Origin of the sequence: Sphingobium sp. S6, assembly GCF_905120495.1 — a bacterium.
GTDB lineage: Bacteria > Pseudomonadota > Alphaproteobacteria > Sphingomonadales > Sphingomonadaceae > Sphingobium > Sphingobium agri.
Genome location: NZ_CAJHOG010000002.1, coordinates 72088 through 92890 on the forward strand (window position 1 = coordinate 72088; position 20803 = coordinate 92890).

The following is a 20803-nucleotide window of genomic DNA, read 5'->3' on the forward strand; positions in this document are numbered from 1 at the left end:
GAGCGGATGCACGCTTGCCAAGCAAGGGAATGCTGATCCACCCAAAGACCTGATTGCAATCCGTGCGCGATAATCGCCGCCGCCGGGAAGAAAGTGGCAAGGCTTTTGCGCTAGGAGTGGCGCCGTGCGGCGTTAAGCCGCGATCCATTGATGAGTACAGACAGCTTCGACATGACGCGCGGGCAATCCTGGCATCTGATATTGTCCGTTCTGGCGCTGACGGCGCTTGCTCTGCCGCGCCTGATCACCGCCGCGCCGCTGGACATGCTGGCGGATGTGAGGGCGCGCGACGATGTTGCCGAGCGGGCGGGAGAAAATTTCCCTGGTTCCGCCTACTTTTTCGCTGACGATATCTTCCAGGATCTCCCCGATTCGGTTGGGAACAGCCCACACGTCCTGAAACTCGCCACCATCGACGCCGCGCCAGCGGCTGCGTTTCGCGGCAAGACCCCGCTCGATAGCTACAGGGCGGTCAACTGCCTCACCTCGGCCATCTATTATGAAGCAGCCAACGAGCCGGAAGACGGCCAGCGCGCGGTTGCCCAGGTCGTCCTGAACCGCGTCCGCAATCCGCTGTGGCCGCACAGCGTCTGTGGCGTCGTCTATCAGGGATCGGAACGCACCGACTCCCTCTGCCAGTTCACGTTCAGCTGCGACGGCTCGATGGGGCGGGCCAATCATGCGCAAAGCTGGGCACGTGCGCGCCGGATCGCGGAACAGGCGCTTGCGGGCCGCGTCTACGCGCCCGTTGGGCTCGCCACATTCTACCATACGCTGGCCGTGCGTCCCGGATGGGCGGCATCGAAGCGGCCCGTCGCCGTCATCGGGGCGCACATCTTCTACCAGATGCCGGGCTTCAACGGGACAGAGGCAGCGTTCCGCATCCCCTATGCGGGGCGGGAGTGGCAATCGGGCCCATCAACCAGAGCTTGGACGGTGAGGCCACCTGCGATGCAGCATCCCTTGCCGCCAGTGGGTGGGGATGTCACCGTTCCCCTTGCCGTCCCTCCGCCAGCGGCGACTGACATGCTGCCACAATCAACGATCCGGCCCGAATATCGGAACAGCGGCCGCCCGCTCATCTGAATAGCAGGGCGCGCAATTTATTGGCGGCCTTTCCTAAATCACTGATTCTTGGTCATAATAAAAAAACTTCAGGAAGTGGAGGAACGGCGGAACCAAATGCCGCGATCGGTGGTTCTGCATACCGGATAGCAAATCTTTTGCCCCCCGCTCTTGCTATCCAAAAAAACATGAGCCCGGAACGCATCTCCCCCCCCCGACGCGTTCCGGGCTCAGATTTTGTGGGGCAGCCTCCTTCGAGTCTCAGATATTTCCGGTTGCGGAACGTATTTCGCCTCTGCGGGTTCTCCCCCTCAGCCGCTGGATAGCGCGGCCATCCGGCTCGAGTTTTTTCCTCAGGAGACGACCATGACCAAGAAGATTTTTGCTGCCCTGCTGCTTACCGGTTCGCTGATGGTGGCCGCGTGCAACACCGTCGAAGGCGCGGGCAAAGACGTGCAGAGCGCTGGCGCGGCGGTGGAAGACGCAGCCAAGTAAGCAGCGAAAAACAGGCTCCCACCCTAGCGGCCCGCCATTGGCGGGCCTTTTTTTATCTGGTGGAAGTGTCTGCTCCGTCCGCTGTTGCGGCGTCGCGGGCCTGTTTCCGATCGGTGAACCAGATCGCGACGATGGTGATTTCGTAGAGCAGCAGCAGGGGGATGGCGAGCATCAGCTGCGATACGACGTCGGGCGGGGTCAAGACGGCGGCGAGGACGAACGCGGCGACGATCATGTAGCGGCGCAGGCCGATGAGTTGAGCACGGGTGACGAAACCGGCGCGGTTCAGCAGCATCAGCAGGACGGGCATCAGGAAGCTGATGCCGAATGCAAGAATGAACTGCATGACTAAAGTGAGGTAGGCGTCGGTACTCGGGAGTGCCTCGACTGCGAGGCCTCCGCTACTTCCTTGAAATTGCAGGAAAAAGTGGAACGCGGTCGGCATCACGACATAGTAAGCGAGGCTCGCGCCCATCAGGAAAAGCACCGGCGTCATCACCAAGAAGGGCAATAACGCCTTCTTTTCCTTCGCATAAAGACCCGGCGCCACGAAAGCCCAGAGCTGGTTCGCGATGATCGGGAAGGACAGACAGAAAGCGCCGAAGATCGCCACCTTCACCTGAACGAAAAAGGCTTCGTAGAGCTTGGTATAGACCAGCCGCCCGCCGCCGTCGCCAAAGGCCTCTTTGAGCGGATGAACCAGGAAGGCGAAAAGCTTGTCGGAAAAATAAAAGCAGACCGCGCCCGTCAGGAAGAGCGCCCAGACGCACTTCAACAGCCGCCCGCGCAGTTCGATCAGATGGTCGAGCAGCGGCGCCTTTGTCTCATCGATATCTCTCATGCCTGAGCATCACCTTTGGCCGCAGGATTGGACTGGGCCGCGATATAGGGCGGGCCGTCGGACGCAGGGGCGGGAGCAACGGGCGCCGATTGGGCGACGAAGGCCGGGGGCGGCGACGATGCGCCCGTCGGGGGGACGGCGGAGGAGTCCGGCAAGGGCTCCATCGCTGGGGCGGACGACGCTTCGGGCGGATGTTCCTGCATGATGCGCCGGTTCTGGTCCGCCCACTTCTTTTCCAGCTCTTCCATCTCGGCTTCGCGCACCATCGCGTCGATGCCGGTGCGGAAATGGCGCGCCATGCCGCGTGCCTTCCCGACGATCTGCCCAACCTTGTACAGAGCGCGCGGCAGATCCTTGGGACCGATCACGACAACCGCGACGATCACGATCAGCAGAAGTTCGGACGAACCGATATCGAACATGCGCGCCTACCGCTGGAGGGTGACGAAGGTCAGGCCTTGGTCTTTTCTTCGGTGGTCGCGGTCGGCGCATCCTGTTCAGGCACGCGATGTCCTTCGATCCGCGTGGCAGGCTTGGCCGGGGCGATGTCGTCATCATCGTCCGCCATGCCCTTCTTGAAGCTCTTGATGCCCTTGGCGACGTCGCCCATCAGGCCAGAGATGCGGCCGCCGCCAAACAGCAGCATGACCACCAGGAGAACGATGACCCAATGCATCAAAGAAAAGGAACCCATTTTAACTTTCTCCTGAAAGGAAGCCCTTTTTAGGCTTCTTCCTCATCATTTTCCAGAACGGATTGAGCGCCGAGGCCCTCCAGCGCAAGATCGACCGGATCGAGCAATCCGGCAGCGCGCAGATCATCCAGTCCCGGCAAATCCCGGCGGCTGCTAAGTCCGAAATGTGACAGAAATTCGTGCGTCGTCGCATAAATCAGCGGACGGCCCGGAACTTCCCGCCGTCCCACGGGCCGGACCCAGCCTGCTTCCATGAGAACGTCGAGCGTCCCCTTCGCCACCTGGACGCCGCGAATGGCCTCCACCTCCGCGCGGCTGACCGGCTCGTGATAGGCGATGATGGCCAGCGTTTCCATCGCCGCGCGGGACAGCTTGCGCGTCTCATCCTTCTCCCGCCGCAGGATATGCGCAAGGTCCGCCGCCGTCTGGAAATGCCAGCGCCCGCCACGCTCGACCAGATTGATGCCCCGCCCGGCATAATGATCCGAGAGCATGGCCAAGGCAGCACTTAGATCACCAGCCTCCCCCACATGCTGCCGCAACTCGGCAGCCGTCAGCGGATGTTCGGCGACGAACAGGGCGGCCTCCACGGCGCGCATGAAATCGTCCGGTTCCTGCATCACAACAGACGCCTCCCACCCTGGTCCGCCCCATTTTGATCTGGCAGCGCGGCGCGCAGATAGATGGGCTCATATATGCCATCCTGCTGTATTTCCAGCCGCCCCTGCCGCGCGAGTTCCAGCGCCGCGACAAAGCTGCTCGCGAGCGCCGATCGCGCCATCGGTCCGTCCTGACCATCGGGCAGGAAGGATTCGAGCGTGGTCCAATCGATCGCGGACCCAACCAGCGTGCCGACGCGCTGGATCGCTTCATCCAGCGTCATCACCGGACGGGCGGCGACCATATGGACGGCCGGTTGCGTGCGCGCGCGCAGCTGTCCGTAGGATTGCAGCAGATCATAGAGGCTGGCGGCCCATTTTGCCTTGCGCACCAGCCGCAGTCCTTCGGGCCGAGGGCGGACGAACACGTCGCGGCCGATACGGTCCCGGGCCATCAGGCGTGCTCCCGCCTCCCGCATGGCGTGCAGGCGCTGGAGCCGCAATTGCAGGCGCAGGGCCAGTTCGTCGGGGCTAGGGTCAGGCTGAGCCTGCTTCGGCAGCAGCAGCGAGGATTTGAGATATGCGAGCCAGGCGGCCATCACCAGATAGTCGGCCGCCAGTTCCAGCTTCAGCTTCCGCGCGCCTTCGACATAAGCGAGATATTGTTCGACCAGCGCGAGGATCGAGATTTCACGCAGGTCGACCTTTTGCGAACGGGCGAGCGCCAGGAGGAGATCGAGCGGCCCTTCCCAGCTTCCGAAGCTGACGGTCAGCATGTCGGCGCGGGGCTGTGGCGGAGGGGTAAAGAGGTCTTCCATGGTCAGGCGGCTCTTTGACGCGCTGACGGTGGGAAGAGTTGTTCACGCGGAGACGCGGAGACGCGGAGGGTGACCAGGCGCCCGCGCAGCACCAAAAAATCGGCCTGGGCCGTGGGGGTGGGTTCAAAATGACAAGTGGCTTCGCCGAAGGCGCGATATCTCCGCGGCTCCGCGACTCCGCGTGAGCATTTAATTCCGTATAGCTTTGCCGGAAGGGACAGGATCACGCCTGCCCTCACGCAGCCACCACGGAGAGCAGGCTGTCGCGGGTCGCCAGCAGCTGTTCCAGGGGTGGGCTTTCGGCGGTCAGGCTGGTCGAGGCCATCGCGCGATCCAGGCGCGCCCGCGACCGGTCGCTGATGTCGGGGAGCAGATCAGCTATGCCCACCATGTCATCCATCCTCCCCCAGCAATTGAGCGCAAGGTCGCAACCCGCCGCGACCACGCCTGCCGCCAGTTCCGGGATGCTGCCGTTCAGCGCCTTCATGTCGAGATCGTCGGACATGAGGAGGCCGTCGAAACCGATGCGCTGGCGGATGATCGTGTCGATGATCGAGGCGGAAAGGCTGGCGGGAAGATCGGGGTCCCAGGCCGTATAGACGACATGGGCGGTCATGCCGATGGGCGTGTCCTTCAGCGTCTGAAAAGGCGCGAGGTCGGTGGCGAGTTCCTCTTCGCTCGCGGTCACGATGGGCAGTTCATGATGGCTGTCCACCATGGCGCGGCCATGGCCGGGCATATGCTTGATGATGCCCGCGACCCCGCCCCTCGCCAGCCCTTCGATGACTGCGCGGCCGAGCGCGGCGACGCGCATGGGCTCCGCGCCGAGCGTGCGGTCGCCCATGATGTCGCTTGCGCCATCCTGCCGCACGTCGAGCAGCGGGAGCGCGTCCACGGTGATGCCCGCTTCGGCCAGGGTCAGAGCGATCGCATGGGCATTGGCGCGCGCGGCGGCGATCGCGCTCGACGGCGCGATGTCATAGAGGCGGTCGAACACGGCGCCGGGGGGGAAGCTTGGCCAGACGGGCGCCTGCATGCGGGCGACGCGGCCCCCTTCCTGATCGATCATGATGAGCAGGTCGTCGCGGCCGTGAAGCGCCCGCAGGTCGTCGGTCAAGGCGCGCAATTGGACGCGGTCGGCGATGTTGCGGCGGAAGAGAATATAGCCCGCAGGCTGCGCATCAGCGAAGAAGGCGCGCTCGTCCGCCGTGAGCGTCTCGCCGGAGAGGCCGAAGATTACCGGTTTCATGAGGGCGGATGGTAGCGGCTGTGGGGCGCTGTGTCGAAGGGGTTGTTGGGGTGATCAAGGAGTGGCGTGTCCCCTCTCCCCTTCAGGGGTCGATGAGAGGCACGTGACTCTCATCGAGGTCAGGGAGAGGGGGAAGGCGCTGCGCTATCGTGGACAGAACGGCTTCGAGGTTTTGCAGGACGTCTGCGTTGGTGAAGCGGAGGACGCGCCAGCCTTGTTGTTCGAGAAATGCCGTTCGTTCAGCGTCGTACTGAATGGCTGAGCCGTGCGTGTCGCCATCCACCTCTATTACAAGCATTGCGGTTCGGCACGTGAAGTCGGCGATGTAGGGCCCGATCACCGTCTGGCGGCGGAACTTGACTCCTGCGAAGCGCTTGGCGCGGAGATTGTACCAGAGGCGGGCTTCTGCTGGGGTGAGATCGCGGCGGAGTTGCTTCGCAAAATTCAGCGATTTGCTATCCCGCACCTGCGTTCCCCTCTCCCGCCTTCGCTGCGCTCGGCACCTCGGCCAGGGTCACGTGCCTCTGGCCGACCCCCTGAAGGGGAGAGGGGAACGGCAGCTTAGTTCACGACGATGCAGCTTTCGCCGGCGACTTTCAGTCTGCCGCAGAGGGTGCTGGCTTGGGCTCCGGCCGTCGCGCGCAAGCGGTAGAGGGTGCTGCCGCCGACTTCGGTGGGTTCGATCGCCATGGTGAGCGGCGCGAGATAGGCGAAGCGCTTGGACAGGCGCGTCCAGGCGTCGCGGGCGCCGGATTGGCTGCCATAGGCGCCGAGCTGGATCACCGCGCCGCCCTTGCGGACGGGCTGCGCGGTTGCTGGCCGGACGTTGGTTTCGTCCGCCACGCGCGCGGTCACGCTCTGCGAAGGCTTGCCCGGCACTGGCTGGCTGGGCTTGGCGGGCGCAGTGGCGGTTACGGGCGCTTCGGGGACACGGCTGGGATCGATGCGGCCGTCGCGCAGTACGCCTTCGCTGGCGGCGAAGCTGGCGTCGCCCTCCCCTTCGAACTTCTTGGCATCGGCCTCGCGCGCGGCCACCTTGTAGTCGCCAGCGGGCGCGGCGATCAGCTTGCCTTCGCCGCCGCCGCTCGAACGGTTGTTGAGGAACCAGACGCCAGCGACCACGCCGCCTAGCAGGACAAGGGCGACCAGTATGAAGCCGAGCAGACGGACGGGGGAGAGCCCTTCATCCTCCTCATCTTCAATGCCAGGCTCAAGCCAAGGCAGACGCTCGTCATCGTCGAGATCGAGCCGCCCCCTCGCAAAGTCGCCCATGTGTCCGTGCCTCCGCCTGGCTATTGCATTTCCGTCAACGCAGCCACGCCCATCAGGGCAAGGCCATTACGGATGATTTGCCCGATTCCGCGGCTTAAGAAAAGGCGCGCAGAAGTTATCCCCGGATCGTCCGCCAGGATCACGCGGGCGCGCGGATTGTCGTTCCCCAAATTCCACCAGCTGTGGAATGCAGAAGCCAAGTCATTGAGATAAAAGGCGATGCGGTGCGGTTCGCGCGCGAACGCAGCCCCTTCCACCACCCGTGGGAACTGTGCGGCCAACTTAACAAGGTTAAGTTCCTCCGTCCCAAGGCGGGACAGGTCGGGCGCAGGAAGATCCATTCCGGCTTCCTCCGCCCGGCGGCCGAGCGAGGAAATGCGGGCATGGGCATATTGGACGTAGAAGACCGGGTTGTCCTTCGACGCTTCCACGACCTTGGCGAAGTCGAAGTCCATCTGGGCGTCGGCCTTGCGCGTCAGCATGGTGAAGCGGACGACGTCCTTGCCCACTTCGCGGACGACATCGGCGAGCGTCACGAAATTGCCCGCGCGCTTGGACATCTTCACCGGCTCGCCATCGCGCAGCAGGCGGACCATCTGAATGAGCTTGACGTCGAAGCGCGCGCGGCCTTCGGTCAAGGCGGCGACGGCGGCCTGGATGCGCTTCACCGTACCGGCATGGTCCGCGCCCCAGATGTCGATCAGCTGGTCGGCGGTCTGCGCCTTCTGGAAATGATAGGCCATGTCAGCGCCAAAATAGGTCCAGGCGCCGTTCGACTTCTTGATCGGGCGGTCCTGATCGTCGCCGAACCTGGTGGAGCGGAACAGGGGGAGTTCGACTGGCTCCCAATCTTCGGGCGTCTCGCCCTTGGGTGCTTCGAGGACGCCATCATAGACGAGGTCATGGTCGCGCAGCCATTGCTCCGCGGCTTGCGGCTTTCCGGCGGCCTGCAGTTCGGCTTCGGACGCGAAAATGTCGTGGTGGATGCCGAGGAGGGCCAGATCGCTGCGGATCATCTCCATCATCGCCGCGACCGCCTTGGTGCGGAAGGGGACGAGCCATTCGCTTTCGGGTGCGTTTACGTAAGCGTCGCCATATTCGGCGGCGAGCGCCTGGCCGACGGGGACGAGATAATCGCCGGGGTAGAGGCCCTCGGGAATCTCGCCCACATCCTGGCCCAGCGCTTCCCGGTAGCGGACATGGGCGGAGCGGGCGAGCACGTCGACCTGGCCGCCCGCGTCATTGATATAATATTCGCGGATGACCTTGTGCCCGGCATATTCGAGCAGCGTGGCGAGCGCGTCGCCGACCACCGCGCCCCGGCAATGGCCCATATGCATGGGGCCGGTGGGGTTGGCGGAGACATATTCGACGTTGACGGTGACACCCGCGCCCGCGTCGGAGCGGCCATAGTCGGCGGCCTCGCCATGGATCGCGGCCAGCTCCGCGCGCCAGGTGGCGTCAGTCAGCGTCAGGTTGATGAAGCCGGGGCCAGCGATGGTGGCGCTTTCCACCTCTTCGAGCTTTTGCAGGCCCGCGACGATCTTTTCCGCCAGCGCGCGCGGGTTGGTGCCTGCGGGCTTGGCAAGGACCATGGCGGCGTTGGTGGCGAGGTCGCCATGGCTGGGGTCGCGCGGGGGTTCTACCGTCACCGGCTTGCGGTTGAGGCCAGCAGGCAGGGTGGCGTCCGCCTCCAGCGCGTCCAGCACGGCGTTCAGATGGGCGGTGAAACGAATGTAAAGGGACAAGCGTGTTTCCTCGAAAAAGCACAAGACCCGTCCGGGCTGGGCTGAAATCGAAGCCTCATCCTTCCCTGCAAGAAGTAGAGCCCTTCGACAAGCTCAGGGCGAACGGAAGATTAAGGTTCGCTCTTAACGTGTCGCGTTGTATCGGAGCTGGTCCTGGGTCAGGTTGAAACCCACAAGCAACTCGAAGCTGGTTCGTTGCAGCGCCGCGCGGACGTCGGGCTGGGCGAAGGGATCGATCGCCGCGTCCTCATCGCCCGCCTTGCGCTTTTGCGTGATCTTCGCCTGGATGTCGGCGGGCAGCGTCGCTGCGGCCTTGTCGACGAAGGAGCCCGCCTTGGCGCTCGCGCTCGCGCGATACTGGCCGGCGGGGAAATCGAGCACGACCTGGCCCACCCGCTTGGCGACGACGGCGTTGCCGCCACGCACGACCGCGGAGAAATAGGGCAGCGTCACCTGCCGCGCGGCGGTGGCGTCGGAACGGCGGGCGTTCACGACGAAGGTCGCCTCGCTGTAGAATTGCGCGCCTTCCGAACAAGTGGCGCGCAAATCGGTGATGTTCGCCACTACGTCGATCGCGCGAGCGTCGGTGCTGCCAGCCGGATTGAACAGCGTGATGTCCCCCGTATAGGCCGGGATCGCAGCCGTCGGGCAGGCCGAGCGGACGGCGACGATGCCGCCGGTGGGATCGATTTCTCCCCGGCGCGAACAGCCCGCAAGGGCAAGGGCGATCATTCCAGTCAGCGCAAGTCGAGAAAAGGTCACGAGGCAATCCCTTGGGAACAGGCTGGGGCTTCTTATCCGCACCCCGCCGCTCACGCAACCGAAAGGAACGCAGAGCGCGCGCCTCCCCCTTCCTTCCGGCGTCACATTGGCCTAAGCGGCTGGCATGACCGCCCGCCTCCCCTTGAAGCTCCTGATCGCCGCCCCGCGCGGCTTTTGCGCTGGCGTGGACCGCGCCATCGTCATCGTCGAAAGGGCGATCGAGAAATATGGCGCGCCCGTCTATGTCAGGCATGAAATCGTCCACAATAAATATGTGGTGGATAGCCTGCGGGCGAAGGGCGCGATCTTCGTCGAGGAACTGGATCAGGTGCCGGACGGCGTGCCGGTCGTCTTTTCCGCCCATGGCGTGCCCAAGGCCGTGCCCGCCAAGGCGGAAGAGCGCGGCCTCGACTATCTGGACGCCACCTGCCCGCTGGTGAGCAAGGTGCACCGGCAGGCCGAACGGCAGGTCGAGGCAGGCCGTCATATCCTGTTCATCGGCCACAAGGGGCATCCCGAAGTCATCGGCACCTTTGGTCAGGTGGACGCGGGAAGCATGACCCTGATCGAAACGGTCGAGGATGCGGAAAGCTTTGTGCCTGCCGATCCCGACAATCTCGCCTTCCTGACGCAGACCACGCTGTCGGTGGACGACACCGCCGCCATCGTTGAAACGCTTCAGCGCCGCTTCCCGACGATCCATGCGCCCAAGGGCGAAGACATCTGCTACGCGACGTCGAACCGTCAGGCGGCGGTGAAGGCGATCGCGGCCCAGTGCGACGCGCTTTACGTGATCGGCGCGCCCAACAGCTCCAATTCGTTGCGGCTCGTCGAGGTGGCCGAACGCGAAGGCACGCCAGCCCGGCTGATCCAGCGTGCCGACGACATCGATTTTGCATGGCTGGAGAATGTCCGCACGCTTGGCCTGACCGCAGGCGCATCGGCCCCGGAAATATTGGTGCGCGAAGTGGTGGGCCGGCTCGCCGCGCGTTTCGACGTGACGGAGGAGCAGGTGGAGACGGCGCGGGAAACCGTCTCCTTCAAATTGCCCCGCGAACTGGGAGCGGCATAAGGCGATGGCAGTCTATACCCATGTTCCCGCCGAAGAGATTGACGCGTTCCTCGCCCGCTATGATGCCGGACGGCTGGTATCGGCGAAAGGCATCGCCGAAGGGGTGGAGAACAGCAATTATCTGCTGGAAACCACCGGTGCCGACGGGAAGGGCCATCGCTATATCCTGACCCTGTATGAAAAGCGGGTGGATGAGGCCGACCTGCCCTTCTTCATGGACCTGCTCGATCATCTGGGCGCGCGTGGATGCCTGGTGCCGCGCTTCATCGCCGACCGGGAGGGCAAGCGCCTGCAGCAGCTTGGCGGAAGGCCTGCCTGCCTGATCGAGTTCCTGACCGGCATATCCGTCACTGAACCCACCGCTGCCCAATCGAAAGCCGCAGGCGCTGCACTGGGCGAGCTGCATCGCGCGGCGGAAGGATTTGCGGGCGAGCGTCGCAACGCGCTCGACATTGCTGGCTGGCATGATCTGGCGGCCAAGTGCGGCGACCATTTCGACGATATCGCGCCGGACCTTGGCCAGCGGGTGACGGATGAGCTCGCCTATCTCGACGCGCATTGGCCCGCTGGACTGCCGCGCGCGGTGATCCACGCCGATCTTTTTCCCGACAATGTGCTGATGCTGGGCGATGAAGTGACCGGCCTCATCGACTTCTATTTCAGCTGCACCGACATTCGCGCCTATGACCTGGCCGTCACGCACAGCGCATGGGTGTTCAGCAATGACGGCGCGCACTTCTTTCCCGATCGTTCGGCGGCGCTGCTCGCTGGCTATCAGGCAGCGCATGGCCTTTCCGACGCGGAGCAGGCCGCCTTCCCGATCCTGTGCCGGGGCGCGGCGCTGCGCTTCCTGCTGACCCGCGCCTATGACTGGATCAACACGCCCGCCGACGCGCTGGTGACGCGCAAGGACCCGCTGGCCTATCTACGGCGGCTGGATTTTTATGCGCGGACTGCACCGGCGGAGTTGCTGCGGGCGTGAGCGCGCTGTCTCAGGTCGAAATCTTCACGGACGGCGCATGCAAGGGCAATCCCGGCCCCGGCGGCTGGGGCGCGGTGCTGCGCTTTGGAGCCACGGAAAAGGAAATTTCCGGCGGAGAGGCGCAGACCACCAACAACCGCATGGAGATGATGGCCGCGATCGAAGCGCTGAATGCGCTGAAGCGCCCCTGCCAGGTGACGCTCTACACCGACAGCAAATATGTGATGGATGGCATCACCAAATGGGTGTTCGGCTGGCAGAAGAATGGCTGGAAGACGGCCGACCGCAAGCCGGTCAAGAATGCCGAGCTATGGCAGGCGCTGCTCGCCGCCGCCGCGCCGCACAAGGTCAACTGGCAATGGGTGAAGGGTCATGCCGGTCACCCGGAAAATGAGCGGGCCGATCAACTGGCCTGCGCCGCAGCCGAACTCTTCCGCGCCTGACGGGGGAGCGGCAGGCCACTCCACCTGACGGCGTCAGGGATAGCGTTCGACCCAATCAGCGGGATAAGGCGGCTGCCAGCGCGTCCCCGCGACCCATGTGGTGCCGCGCGGCGCGAAGCCTTCCTCGACTGTGCCGACCCGCGTCATCGCGTCCCTCACCGCAGCATCGCGGCAGCTGGGCACGACGGGCGAGGCATTGTCCGATTCGCCCAACTTGCCGCACAAATAGCGCGCAGTCAGCGCGACACGGTGGCGCAATTCGTCCTTCCCGGCCTTTGTGCTGAGGTCGAGATCGGCATAGCTGACGCCCTGTGACAGCGATTGGGCGTTGTTGTATCGGCCCGTGACGGTGATTTCTTCGGTCGGCTGGGCAAAGCTGATGCTACTGCTCGCCATCATTAGCCCTGACAGGATCAAGGCCGATCGTGAAAAGCATTTCATGACGGCATCCTCCTACTCCATGGATCGTGCCCAGGAACACCACATCTTTTCATGATCACCCTGTTCGGGCTGAGCCCTTCGACAGGCTCAGGGCGAACGGTCATCCAGATACCTGGCACGTTTTTTTGAACGTCACGGACGCCGCTTCGTTCCGGCTGCGCCTATGCGAACCGTGCAGGCGAATAGGCGGCCGGATCTATGCCCTTGACCGCTTCGGCCATGGGACCACCCGTCAGCAGCGCCGACCCCAGCAAGGCGGCGGCGGGCGCTGTCTGGATGCCGAAACCGCCCTGCCCCGCGAACCAGAAAAAGCCGGGCGCGACTGCGTCGAAGCCGTAGACCGGCGCGCGATCCAGCGCGAAGCTGCGCAGCCCTGCCCATTTGCGTTCGACCGCCTCGACCGGCCAGTCCACGACATCTTCGAACCGGGCGATCGCCTGCGCCACTGCCAGTTCTTCGGGTGCCGCGTCGCACGGGAGCGAGGGCTCCTCATCATGCGGGGTCAGCCAGATGCGCCCCTCCCCTTCCGGCTTGAAATAGAAACGGGAGGAAAGGTCCATGACGAGCGGCAGGTCGGCTGATGGCATCGCGGGCACGCGCAGTTGCACGACGGTGCGCCGCAAAGGGGTGATGCCGATGGGCGCCACGCCGCAGCGCCGCGCGACATCGTCGGCCCATGCGCCTGCGGCATTCACGATGATGCCACAATGGATGACGCCGTTGCTGGTCTGGATACGCCAGCCACCCGGCTCCTGGGCAGCCTTGTGGAGCGCCGTTCCCAGCTGCGATTGGCCACCCTGCGCATGGAAGCGCCGCAGATAGGCGTGATGCAGCGCCGCGACGTCGATGTCGCACACGCCTGGCTCCAGCAGGCCGACCGTCCATTGCGGCCGCAGTCCGGGCAACAGGCTCGCAGGGTCGACCGGGCGCAGATCGACCCGGCCGGAAAAGTCCCGCACCAGCCGATCCCGCTCCGCACGATCAGTGTCCCGCCCGACAAACAGCGTCTGCCGGGGGGTGAGGAAGGATCGGTCGGCAAAGGCAGGATCGGGGGCGTGCAGCAACGGCCCGGACGCGGTGGTGAGCGGCTGCACCTGTGGGCCGCCATAGGTCTCCTCCCAGAAGGCGACGGATCGGCCGGTGGCGTGATAGCCGGCGCTCTCCTCCTGTTCCAGGATCAGCACGGATGCCTCGCCCGCAAGCTGCGCCCCAAGGCTGGCGCCCGCTATGCCGCCACCGACGATCACCATGTCGAAACGGCTCATGGCCCGGCGGCCTCATCCAGGAAAGCGTCGATCCGCCGCAGCGCATCGAGGCGAACGGGGTCGATCTCCCGCAATATTTCATGCGCCGCTTCCGGCCCATAGACGTGCAGGCGCGCGCCCGGAATATGCGCGGCGATGCGGCGGATCGCGGGCGTGGACACCAGCCGGTCGGCCTTGGTGGCGAGGATGAGCAGCGGCACCGCTATGCGTTCCAGCTTCCCGCTCCGCTCCAGCATGAAGGTCGATCGCAGGGCCTCCACCACCCAGCGCCAGCTTGGCGCGCCCAGCGCCACGTCCCGGCTGTGGTCGCGCCACCACAGCTCATCGGCATAGCGTTCCGGATCATGCGTCAGCCGCTTCTGCCGCATCGCGCGCTGCCGATCGGAATTCTCCTTCTGCGTCCAGGCCTGCCGCTCGGAAAAACCAAGTGCGCACATGGTCCGGGCGATCAGCACCGCCAGCCAGCGCGGCAAGGGGGCGGTATGAACGCCCATCATCGGCGCGACGGCGACCGCTGCATCAGGCGGGGGCATCCCCTCGGCCAAGGCGCGCAGCAGCAGGTGCCCGCCCATGCTGTGGGCGATGATCGCGCACGGCCCCGTCGATTGCGCCCGCCAGTCGGCAACGAACGCTTCGAGGTCTGCAACCCATTGCGCGAAATCCTCGATATGCCCGCACAGCGGATCGGCCCCGACGCGGCCCGACCCGCCTTGCCCGCGCCAGTCGAAAGCGGTAACCGCCCAGCCCCGGTTTGCCCAATGGGCGATGACTTCCAGATATTTCTCGATCATGTCGCCGCGCCCGCCGAGCATCAGCAATTGCCCGCGCTGCCCGTCGCCCAGCCGGTAGCGGCGCAGCGGCCAGCCATCGGGCGCTGTCCAGAAATCGAGCCGCCCATCCATCGGCCATGCACGACGGTCAAAGGCCGGTGGAACAGACAGGGGCGAATCCATGGGGCGGATGGTTACGGTTTAGTAAGCCATGCGGTCTAGGGTTTAGATTCATGACGGGGGAATATTTCAGAATGGCGCTGCTATGCGCCCTTGGCGTGCTGCTGGTCATCGCGTGCGTGACCGATTGGCGGTCGCGGATCATCTCCAACCGGTTGAACCTAGCCATCGCGGCGCTGGCGCCGCTGTGGTGGGTCGCCAACGGCTTACCGGTTTGGCCGGGCATGTTGTTGCAGGTGGCGCTTGGCCTAGCCGTGTTCGCGCTGTTCGCCGCGCTCTTTGCGATGGGATGCATGGGCGGGGGCGACGTCAAGCTGTTGGGGGCGCTGGCGCTGTGGTTTCCATGGGAAGCCGTCCTGGCGATGCTGATGATGATGGCCATGGCCGGGGGCGTGGTGACGATCGTCACCGTGGTCCACCACCGGATGACCCGACGGCTCGGACAACCCCAGATTCCTTACGGTATCGCAATATCCTTCGCCGCCCTTTGGCTGATTGGCGAACGATATCTTAACCATTTTGCGTAAAATTCGGGGCTCGGGCGCAACTCGCCTGATTGAGGGAGACGAATTTCATCATGGACGGCAAGAAAATCGTGCTGCTGGTGGGGGCGCTTGTCATAGCGGTCACAACAGCTCTTCTCGCGCGCAACATGCTGAGTTCGTCTAGCGCGCCCCAGGCCAGTGCCTCTTCCATGCCGGTAGCGGCCGACCAGCCCCATGTGCTGGTCGCGACCAAGGCATTGCCGGTCGGCACCATCCTCGACGCGGAAAGCTTCCGCTTTCAGCCATGGCCCAAGGATCTGGTCGAGCAGGCCTATTATATCCAGGGCCAGGCCGATCCGGCGAAGCTGGTGGGCAGCGTCGTGCGCACCGCCATCTCGGCTGGTCAGCCGATGACCGTGGGTTCGGTGATCAAGCCGGGCGAGCGCGGTTTCCTCGCCGCGGCGCTGGGGCCGGGCATGCGCGCTGTCACCGTGCCGGTGTCCGCGCAGAACTCGGTCGCGGGCTTCGTCTTCCCTGGCGACCGCGTCGACCTGATGCTGACGCAGAGCGTATCGGGCGGCGGCGACGGGGAGCCGTTGAAGGTCTCCGAAACCATCCTGCGCAACCTGCGCGTGCTCGCCACCGACCAGCGCATGGACGCCATGGGCGATGACGGCAAGCCGGTCGTCCAGACCTATTCCAACGTCACCATCGAAGTGACGCCCAAGATCGCGGAGAAGATCGCCGTGGCGCAGACCATCGGATCGCTGTCGCTGACGCTGCGTTCCATCGCGGACAATGCGTCGGACCTCGACGCCGCCATCGCTGGCTCCGACGTCGACCTGCCCGATGGCGCCAGCCCGAACGCGGAAAAGAAGATCATCGCAAAGCTCGCCGCTCGCCCGGTCGACAAGGGCAGCACCTTTTCAACCGGCGCAGACGTGTCTCGCTACCAACGCAGTTCCGTCCCCGCCAAGCCGTTGCAGACCGCCGGCGTCGAAGTGCCCGCAGGGGGCGGCGCGCAGGCAGCGCCGGGCGGCGTCAGCGGACCTGTGATCCGCATCGCGCGCGGCACCAATGTGACCGTCGTTCCGGTCGGGGGGAAGTAAGATGAAGTCTATCAACCTTCAGGCGGGCAAGAAGGCGGTGAAACCGCTCATCGGCCCCGCCATCGCTCTCGGCCTCGCCGCCGCCATGGCCGCCACGCCCACGACCGCGCTCAATGCAGCCCCTTCCTCGATGCAGGACAATGCGATCCTGATGTCGGTGGGCGGCAGCAAGGTCATCAACCTGGGCGCCAAGATGTCGGACGTGGTAATCGGCAACCCCGAGGTCGTCGACGTCCATGTGCGCGCCCAGAACCAGCTTTACCTGATCGCGAAGGCAGCGGGCGAAACCACCGTGTTCGCCACCGCCACCAACGGCAAGGTGCTGTTTTCCGGCACCGTCCGCGTCGGCAACAATCTGTCGAACATCGACGACATGCTGCGGCTGGCGATGCCGAACGCGCAGATTGCGGTGAACAAGATGAACGGCATGGTTCTCTTGACCGGCACCGTCGCTGCTCCCGAGGACGCCGCCGAAGCCGAGCGGCTGACGCAGGCCTTCGTCGGCAAGGACGTCACCGTCGTCAGCCGCCTGCGCACCGCGACCCCGCTTCAGGTCAACCTGCAGGTCAAGATCGCCGAAGTCAGCCGCGACCTAGGGCACCAGATCGGCGTGAATATCTCGGCATTGGCGAATGGCAATGGCCGGATCATCGACAGCATCGGCCGGGCCGACCGAAACTTCGTGACGCGCGGTACGAATGCGACTGGCGGCACGACCTACACCTTCAACAACCCGACCGACGGCAGCACTTCGCTCGGCTTCGTCGCCAACCTGCTCGGCATGGACGTGGCAGGCGCGCTGGACCTTGCCGAATCGAGCGGCCTTGCCACTGCGCTGGCTCAACCCAACCTGACCGCGCTGTCGGGTGAAACGGCCAGCTTCCTGGCGGGCGGCGAATATCCCTATACCGTCAGCAACGGCACGCAGGGCAACAGCATCGAGTTCAAGCAATATGGCGTGCAGCTCGCCTTCACGCCGACGGTGCTGGCGGATGGCCGCATTTCGCTGCGCGTGCGCCCGACCGTGTCGAGCCTCGACTTCTCGGTGAACACGACCGTCCCGGCGCTCAAGAGCCGCACGGCGGAAACTACCGTCGAACTGGGTTCGGGTCAGGCCTTCATGATCGCGGGCCTGCTCAACAACGACACCGCCAACTCGATCAGCAAGACGCCGGGCTTCGGTGAAATCCCGATCCTTGGCAGCCTGTTCAAGTCGCGCCGGTTCCAGCGTCACGAAACCGAACTGGTCATCGTCGTCACCCCCTATCTGGTGAAGCCGATAAATGCGTCGGACGTGCGCCTGCCCACCGACGGTTTCCGCAATGCCAATGTCGCACAGGGTCTTCTGCTCCAGCAGGGCAGCGACGGCGTAAGCGGTGCCCGCGCGCCGATGCCGCGCCGCGATCCCGGCAGCCCGGCTCCCGCGCCCGGCCCGCAGGCGGCTGCTCCCCGCGACACGGGCAAACGCTCGGCGAAGACCGCCGCCGCGCCCGGCTTCAGCTTCTGATCGGAAGGACGACAGTCATGACTTCCCTCTCCGCCAACACCATCGTCCGCTTCGGCGCGCTCGCCCTGATGGCGCTGCCGCTCGCCGCCTGCAATCCCGCCGTCAATCGCGGGGTCGAATCGGTGCATCAACCAGTCGTCGGCCACGACACCTACACCTATGATGTGCAGGCTGGCCCGGACGGCGGCCTCAGCGCTTCCGAAGCGCGCCGCCTGGAAGACTGGTTCGCCTCCATCGGCCTTGGCTATGGCGATCAGGTGGCGATCGTGACCGATGCCTATTACAGCCCTGAACTGCGCGAAGGCATCGCCGATGTCGTCGCCCGCCACGGCATGCTGGTGGGTGAGGACAGTTCCGCCGCCGCAGGTTCTGCGCCTTCCGGCAGCGTCCGGATGGTCGTGCGCCGCGCGACCGCGCGCGTGCCCGGCTGCCCTGACTGGTCGAGCAAGCAGGAAACCGAATCCCAGCTTGGCACTACCTCCAATTTCGGCTGCGGCGTGAACGGCAACCTTGCCGCGATGGTCGCCAATCCGGAGGATCTGGTGCGCGGCCAGAGCAGCGAAAGCGACCTGCGCACCGCCACGTCCAGCCGCGCCATTTCGACCTATCGCGAAAAGACCCCGACCGGTTCTGGCGATCTCAAGAGCTTAGGACGCTGATCATGAACGCACCCTGGAAACCCGCCATGTCTGGACAGCGCGATCCCTTCCACGCCTTCGTCTGCGACGATCATAGCCACGACCTGCTGGCGATGGTTGCCGCTGAAATGGGCTGGGCCCCGGAAAAGGTGAACAAGGGCGGCATGCGCAACGCCGTGCAGAGCCTGTCGGTCAGCGCCAGCCCCCAAATCCTGTTCGTCGACATGTCCGAAAGCGGCGACCCGCTCAATGACATCAACAGCCTGGCCGAAGTGTGCGAGCCCGGCACGGTGGTGATCGCCGCTGGTCAGGTGAATGACGTCCGCCTCTATCGCGACCTCATCGCCAGCGGCATTCAGGATTATCTGCTGAAGCCCTTCGGCGCCGACCAGTTGCGCGATGCGCTGGCACAGGCGCAGGCGGTGTTCTTCGCCCCGCGCGACGCGGGCCCCGAACGGCCGCACCTCACTACTGCCGTCATCGGCACCCGTGGCGGCGTGGGCGCGTCCAGCATCGCGACCTCGCTCGCCTGGCTGCTCAGCGACAAGCAGAAGCGGCCGACCGCGCTGCTCGACCTCGATGTCCATTTCGGCACCAATGCGCTGGCGATGGACCTTGAACCGGGCCGTGGCCTCACCGACGCGATCGATAATCCGAGCCGCATCGATGGCCTGTTCATCGAACGCGCGATGGTGCGGGCCAGCGATACGCTGGCGATCCTGTCGGCTGAAGCGCCGATCAGCCAGCCGATGCTGACCGATGGAGGCGCCTTCTATCAGTTGCTGGAGGAATTTCGCGCCGCGTTCGAATGCAGCGTCGTCGATCTGCCGCGCCATATGCTGATCCAGCATCCGCACCTGATGGCAGACGTCAATGTCGCCATAGTCGTCACCGAACTGACGCTGGCGGCGGCGCGCGATTCAATCCGCATCCTGTCCTGGCTGAAAAGCAACGCGCCCCAGTCGCGCGTGATCGTGGTCGCCAACCGCGTCCATGCAGGCGCGCAGGAAATCAGCCGCAAGGATTTCGAGACGTCGATCGAGCGGAAGGTGGACGTCCTCGTCCCCTTCGACCTGCGGATCGCGGCGCAGTCCGCAAAGCTCGGCAAGACATTGGCCGAAACCGCCAAGGGCAACAAGGTCGGCGCGGCTTGCGTCTCGTTGCTCGACGCGGTCATCGGGGCCGCCGAGGATGGCGATGCCGCCGATGGCAAGCCCGCAAAGAAGAAGAAAGGCGACTCCCTGCTTGGCAAGATCGGTGACCTCAAGGGGCTGATCCCGGCACGCAAGGACAAGGTCAAGGCGTGAGAGTACGGCGGGCATGCCGCCATCGGGCGGGGTGCACCTATAGGAAACGGGCGATACCATGAGCAATTCGATATTGCTGATCATGCTGCTGATGACCTTGGCTGGTCTGGCTGTCGTGGCCTTTGCCGGGCCGTCGGCTGAAAAGGCCAGCAAGCGCCGTGTCGCCCTGATCCGCGAACGTCACAGCGGATCGGCGGATGCGATGATGGAAGCGCGCATGCGCAAGGCCATCTCCAACCGGCAGCCCGGCAACGACATGAAGATGCTCGTGTCGCTGGTGCCCAACCCGGAAAATCTGGCCAAGCGCCTCCGCATGACCGGCAAGAAATGGACGGTCAGCCAATATATGACCAGCTGCGCCTTCACAGCGCTTGGCATGGCCGCCTTTCTGATGCTGCGCGGCTTTGCGCCGCTGCTCGCCATCATGATGGGCCTCGCGAGCGGCCTTGCCCTGCCGCACATGTGGGTCAGCCGCCTGATCAAGAAGCGGGTGATGCAGTTCACCATGAAATTCCCCGACGCGCTCGAACTGCTGACCCGCGGTCTGCGCTCGGGCCTGCCGATCACCGAGACGCTGGGCGTCGTCGCGGGCGAAGTGCCGGGCCCCGTGGGTGAGGAATTCAAGCTGATCACCGAACGCATCAAGATCGGCAAGACGATGGACCAGGCCCTGCAGGAAACGGCCGATCGCCTCGGCACACCGGAATTCCAATTCTTCGTCATCAGCCTGGCGATTCAGCGCGAGACGGGCGGCAACCTTGCCGAAACCTTGTCGAACCTCGCCACCGTGCTGCGTCAGCGCGCGCAGATGAAGCTGAAGATCCGCGCGATGTCCTCGGAATCCAAGGCGTCGGCCTATATCATCGGCGTGCTGCCGTTCCTGGTCTTCGGCATGATCTGCTACATCAACTACGCATATATGTCGCCATTCTTCACGCCTGATCCGGCGGGCCTTTTCGGCATGTCGACGATGCAGGTCATTGGCCTCGGCGGCATGTGCTGGATGGGCATTGGCGTCTTCATCATGTCGCAGATGATCAACTTCGAAATCTGACGGGGGA

General features: G+C 64.6%; 24 protein-coding genes. 11 read left to right on the forward strand and 13 right to left on the reverse strand.

Annotated features, from left to right (window positions below):
* Window positions 1-150: 150 nt before the first annotated feature.
* Together SPHS8_RS07365 and SPHS8_RS07370 are read left to right on the forward strand one after the other, a co-directional pair.
* Window positions 151-1086 carry a cell wall hydrolase gene (locus tag SPHS8_RS07365; protein ID WP_201514950.1) on the forward strand — a complete coding sequence of 312 codons (936 nt, stop codon included), beginning with the start codon at window positions 151-153 and terminating at the stop codon, window positions 1084-1086.
* Window positions 1087-1431: 345 nt separating this feature from the next.
* Window positions 1432-1560, forward strand: a complete 129-nt coding sequence (locus SPHS8_RS07370) for an entericidin A/B family lipoprotein (protein ID WP_097091038.1) — start codon at window positions 1432-1434, stop codon at window positions 1558-1560.
* Window positions 1561-1612: 52 nt separating this feature from the next.
* Here the strand turns inward: SPHS8_RS07370 and tatC are convergent, their stop codons facing one another.
* From tatC to SPHS8_RS07420, 10 genes are all read right to left on the reverse strand, one after another.
* Entirely contained in the window at window positions 1613-2401 is a 789-nt protein-coding gene (gene tatC, locus SPHS8_RS07375) for a twin-arginine translocase subunit TatC (protein ID WP_201514951.1), read from the reverse strand.
* Complete coding sequence (gene tatB, locus SPHS8_RS07380) at window positions 2398-2823, reverse strand: Sec-independent protein translocase protein TatB (RefSeq protein WP_201514952.1); 426 nt, start codon at window positions 2821-2823, stop codon at window positions 2398-2400. Before tatB ends, tatC begins: the two co-directional genes overlap by 4 nt.
* A gap of 29 nt (window positions 2824-2852) precedes the next feature.
* Window positions 2853-3095 carry a twin-arginine translocase TatA/TatE family subunit gene (locus SPHS8_RS07385; protein ID WP_097091035.1) on the reverse strand — a complete coding sequence of 81 codons (243 nt, stop codon included), beginning with the start codon at window positions 3093-3095 and terminating at the stop codon, window positions 2853-2855.
* A 29-nt stretch (window positions 3096-3124) separates the two neighbouring features.
* Window positions 3125-3718, reverse strand: coding sequence for an SMC-Scp complex subunit ScpB (gene scpB, locus SPHS8_RS07390; protein ID WP_201514953.1), 594 nt, complete (start codon window positions 3716-3718; stop codon window positions 3125-3127).
* Complete coding sequence (locus SPHS8_RS07395) at window positions 3715-4512, reverse strand: segregation and condensation protein A (RefSeq protein ID WP_201514954.1); 798 nt, start codon at window positions 4510-4512, stop codon at window positions 3715-3717. The genes scpB and SPHS8_RS07395 overlap by 4 nt, the downstream gene beginning before the upstream one ends.
* Before the next feature lie 235 nt (window positions 4513-4747).
* On the reverse strand, window positions 4748-5761 hold the full coding sequence (gene nagZ, locus SPHS8_RS07400; protein ID WP_201514955.1) for a beta-N-acetylhexosaminidase: 1014 nt from the start codon (window positions 5759-5761) through the stop codon (window positions 4748-4750).
* An 82-nt stretch (window positions 5762-5843) separates the two neighbouring features.
* Window positions 5844-6227 carry an endonuclease domain-containing protein gene (locus SPHS8_RS07405; protein ID WP_201514956.1) on the reverse strand — a complete coding sequence of 128 codons (384 nt, stop codon included), beginning with the start codon at window positions 6225-6227 and terminating at the stop codon, window positions 5844-5846.
* 95 nt (window positions 6228-6322) lie between these two features.
* The gene (locus SPHS8_RS07410) at window positions 6323-7033 is read right to left on the reverse strand and encodes an SPOR domain-containing protein (protein WP_201514957.1); all 711 of its coding nucleotides are present in this window, start codon (window positions 7031-7033) and stop codon (window positions 6323-6325) included.
* Between the two features lie 20 nt (window positions 7034-7053).
* Window positions 7054-8781 carry an arginine--tRNA ligase gene (argS, locus tag SPHS8_RS07415; RefSeq protein ID WP_201514958.1) on the reverse strand — a complete coding sequence of 576 codons (1728 nt, stop codon included), beginning with the start codon at window positions 8779-8781 and terminating at the stop codon, window positions 7054-7056.
* A gap of 123 nt (window positions 8782-8904) precedes the next feature.
* A complete protein-coding gene (locus tag SPHS8_RS07420) occupies window positions 8905-9513 on the reverse strand; it encodes a hypothetical protein (RefSeq protein ID WP_201515469.1) in 609 nt (202 codons plus the stop codon).
* A 154-nt stretch (window positions 9514-9667) separates the two neighbouring features.
* Between SPHS8_RS07420 and ispH the strand changes: the two genes are divergently transcribed.
* The 3 genes from ispH to rnhA are packed head-to-tail and all read left to right on the forward strand — an operon-like array spanning window position 9668 to window position 12040.
* Window positions 9668-10615: a 4-hydroxy-3-methylbut-2-enyl diphosphate reductase gene (ispH, locus tag SPHS8_RS07425; RefSeq protein ID WP_201514959.1), complete on the forward strand. Its 948-nt coding sequence runs from the start codon at window positions 9668-9670 to the stop codon at window positions 10613-10615.
* 4 nt (window positions 10616-10619) lie between these two features.
* Window positions 10620-11597, forward strand: coding sequence for a homoserine kinase (thrB, locus tag SPHS8_RS07430; protein WP_201514960.1), 978 nt, complete (start codon window positions 10620-10622; stop codon window positions 11595-11597).
* Complete coding sequence (rnhA, locus tag SPHS8_RS07435) at window positions 11594-12040, forward strand: ribonuclease HI (protein WP_201514961.1); 447 nt, start codon at window positions 11594-11596, stop codon at window positions 12038-12040. Before thrB ends, rnhA begins: the two co-directional genes overlap by 4 nt.
* A gap of 33 nt (window positions 12041-12073) precedes the next feature.
* Here rnhA and SPHS8_RS07440 read toward each other — a convergent pair whose 3' ends face one another.
* The 3 genes from SPHS8_RS07440 to SPHS8_RS07450 all read right to left on the reverse strand — a co-directional run bounded on the left by SPHS8_RS07440 (window position 12074) and on the right by SPHS8_RS07450 (window position 14699).
* Window positions 12074-12439: a UrcA family protein gene (locus tag SPHS8_RS07440; RefSeq protein ID WP_236575029.1), complete on the reverse strand. Its 366-nt coding sequence runs from the start codon at window positions 12437-12439 to the stop codon at window positions 12074-12076.
* Between the two features lie 203 nt (window positions 12440-12642).
* Window positions 12643-13746 (reverse strand): NAD(P)/FAD-dependent oxidoreductase, encoded by a 1104-nt coding sequence (locus SPHS8_RS07445; RefSeq protein WP_201514962.1) that lies wholly within the window; start codon window positions 13744-13746, stop codon window positions 12643-12645.
* A complete protein-coding gene (locus SPHS8_RS07450; protein ID WP_201514963.1) occupies window positions 13743-14699 on the reverse strand; it encodes an alpha/beta fold hydrolase in 957 nt (318 codons plus the stop codon). Before SPHS8_RS07450 ends, SPHS8_RS07445 begins: the two co-directional genes overlap by 4 nt.
* A gap of 50 nt (window positions 14700-14749) precedes the next feature.
* On the opposite strand from SPHS8_RS07450, the gene SPHS8_RS07455 reads away from it, so the two are divergent.
* Genes SPHS8_RS07455 through SPHS8_RS07480 form a run of 6 tightly spaced genes read left to right on the forward strand, consistent with a single transcriptional unit; the run spans window position 14750 to window position 20796 of the window.
* Window positions 14750-15223: an A24 family peptidase gene (locus SPHS8_RS07455; RefSeq protein WP_201514964.1), complete on the forward strand. Its 474-nt coding sequence runs from the start codon at window positions 14750-14752 to the stop codon at window positions 15221-15223.
* 50 nt (window positions 15224-15273) lie between these two features.
* Window positions 15274-16290 carry a Flp pilus assembly protein CpaB gene (gene cpaB, locus SPHS8_RS07460; protein WP_097091022.1) on the forward strand — a complete coding sequence of 339 codons (1017 nt, stop codon included), beginning with the start codon at window positions 15274-15276 and terminating at the stop codon, window positions 16288-16290.
* 1 nt (window position 16291) lies between these two features.
* Window positions 16292-17797, forward strand: coding sequence for a type II and III secretion system protein family protein (locus SPHS8_RS07465; RefSeq protein WP_201514965.1), 1506 nt, complete (start codon window positions 16292-16294; stop codon window positions 17795-17797).
* A gap of 17 nt (window positions 17798-17814) precedes the next feature.
* A complete protein-coding gene (locus SPHS8_RS07470) occupies window positions 17815-18456 on the forward strand; it encodes a CpaD family pilus assembly protein (RefSeq protein ID WP_201514966.1) in 642 nt (213 codons plus the stop codon).
* 2 nt (window positions 18457-18458) lie between these two features.
* Window positions 18459-19742 carry a pilus assembly protein CpaE gene (locus tag SPHS8_RS07475; RefSeq protein WP_201514967.1) on the forward strand — a complete coding sequence of 428 codons (1284 nt, stop codon included), beginning with the start codon at window positions 18459-18461 and terminating at the stop codon, window positions 19740-19742.
* 58 nt (window positions 19743-19800) lie between these two features.
* Window positions 19801-20796, forward strand: coding sequence for a type II secretion system F family protein (locus SPHS8_RS07480; RefSeq protein WP_201514968.1), 996 nt, complete (start codon window positions 19801-19803; stop codon window positions 20794-20796).
* Window positions 20797-20803 lie beyond the last annotated feature (7 nt).

What these genes read in the sequence shown, in the direction of transcription:
- SPHS8_RS07365 (WP_201514950.1), top strand. Translation starts at nt 151, where the DNA reads ATGAGTACAGACAGCTTCGACATGACGCGCGGGCAATCCTGGCATCTG.
- SPHS8_RS07370 (WP_097091038.1), top strand. Translation starts at nt 1,432, where the DNA reads ATGACCAAGAAGATTTTTGCTGCCCTGCTGCTTACCGGTTCGCTGATG.
- tatC (WP_201514951.1), bottom strand. Translation starts at nt 2,401, where the DNA reads ATGAGAGATATCGATGAGACAAAGGCGCCGCTGCTCGACCATCTGATC.
- tatB (WP_201514952.1), bottom strand. Translation starts at nt 2,823, where the DNA reads ATGTTCGATATCGGTTCGTCCGAACTTCTGCTGATCGTGATCGTCGCG.
- SPHS8_RS07385 (WP_097091035.1), bottom strand. Translation starts at nt 3,095, where the DNA reads ATGGGTTCCTTTTCTTTGATGCATTGGGTCATCGTTCTCCTGGTGGTC.
- SPHS8_RS07395 (WP_201514954.1), bottom strand. Translation starts at nt 4,512, where the DNA reads ATGGAAGACCTCTTTACCCCTCCGCCACAGCCCCGCGCCGACATGCTG.
- nagZ (WP_201514955.1), bottom strand. Translation starts at nt 5,761, where the DNA reads ATGAAACCGGTAATCTTCGGCCTCTCCGGCGAGACGCTCACGGCGGAC.
- SPHS8_RS07410 (WP_201514957.1), bottom strand. Translation starts at nt 7,033, where the DNA reads ATGGGCGACTTTGCGAGGGGGCGGCTCGATCTCGACGATGACGAGCGT.
- SPHS8_RS07420 (WP_201515469.1), bottom strand. Translation starts at nt 9,513, where the DNA reads ATGATCGCCCTTGCCCTTGCGGGCTGTTCGCGCCGGGGAGAAATCGAT.
- ispH (WP_201514959.1), top strand. Translation starts at nt 9,668, where the DNA reads ATGACCGCCCGCCTCCCCTTGAAGCTCCTGATCGCCGCCCCGCGCGGC.
- thrB (WP_201514960.1), top strand. Translation starts at nt 10,620, where the DNA reads ATGGCAGTCTATACCCATGTTCCCGCCGAAGAGATTGACGCGTTCCTC.
- SPHS8_RS07440 (WP_236575029.1), bottom strand. Translation starts at nt 12,439, where the DNA reads ATGATGGCGAGCAGTAGCATCAGCTTTGCCCAGCCGACCGAAGAAATC.
- SPHS8_RS07445 (WP_201514962.1), bottom strand. Translation starts at nt 13,746, where the DNA reads ATGAGCCGTTTCGACATGGTGATCGTCGGTGGCGGCATAGCGGGCGCC.
- SPHS8_RS07450 (WP_201514963.1), bottom strand. Translation starts at nt 14,699, where the DNA reads ATGGATTCGCCCCTGTCTGTTCCACCGGCCTTTGACCGTCGTGCATGG.
- SPHS8_RS07455 (WP_201514964.1), top strand. Translation starts at nt 14,750, where the DNA reads ATGACGGGGGAATATTTCAGAATGGCGCTGCTATGCGCCCTTGGCGTG.
- cpaB (WP_097091022.1), top strand. Translation starts at nt 15,274, where the DNA reads ATGGACGGCAAGAAAATCGTGCTGCTGGTGGGGGCGCTTGTCATAGCG.
- SPHS8_RS07465 (WP_201514965.1), top strand. Translation starts at nt 16,292, where the DNA reads ATGAAGTCTATCAACCTTCAGGCGGGCAAGAAGGCGGTGAAACCGCTC.
- SPHS8_RS07470 (WP_201514966.1), top strand. Translation starts at nt 17,815, where the DNA reads ATGACTTCCCTCTCCGCCAACACCATCGTCCGCTTCGGCGCGCTCGCC.
- SPHS8_RS07475 (WP_201514967.1), top strand. Translation starts at nt 18,459, where the DNA reads ATGAACGCACCCTGGAAACCCGCCATGTCTGGACAGCGCGATCCCTTC.
- SPHS8_RS07480 (WP_201514968.1), top strand. Translation starts at nt 19,801, where the DNA reads ATGAGCAATTCGATATTGCTGATCATGCTGCTGATGACCTTGGCTGGT.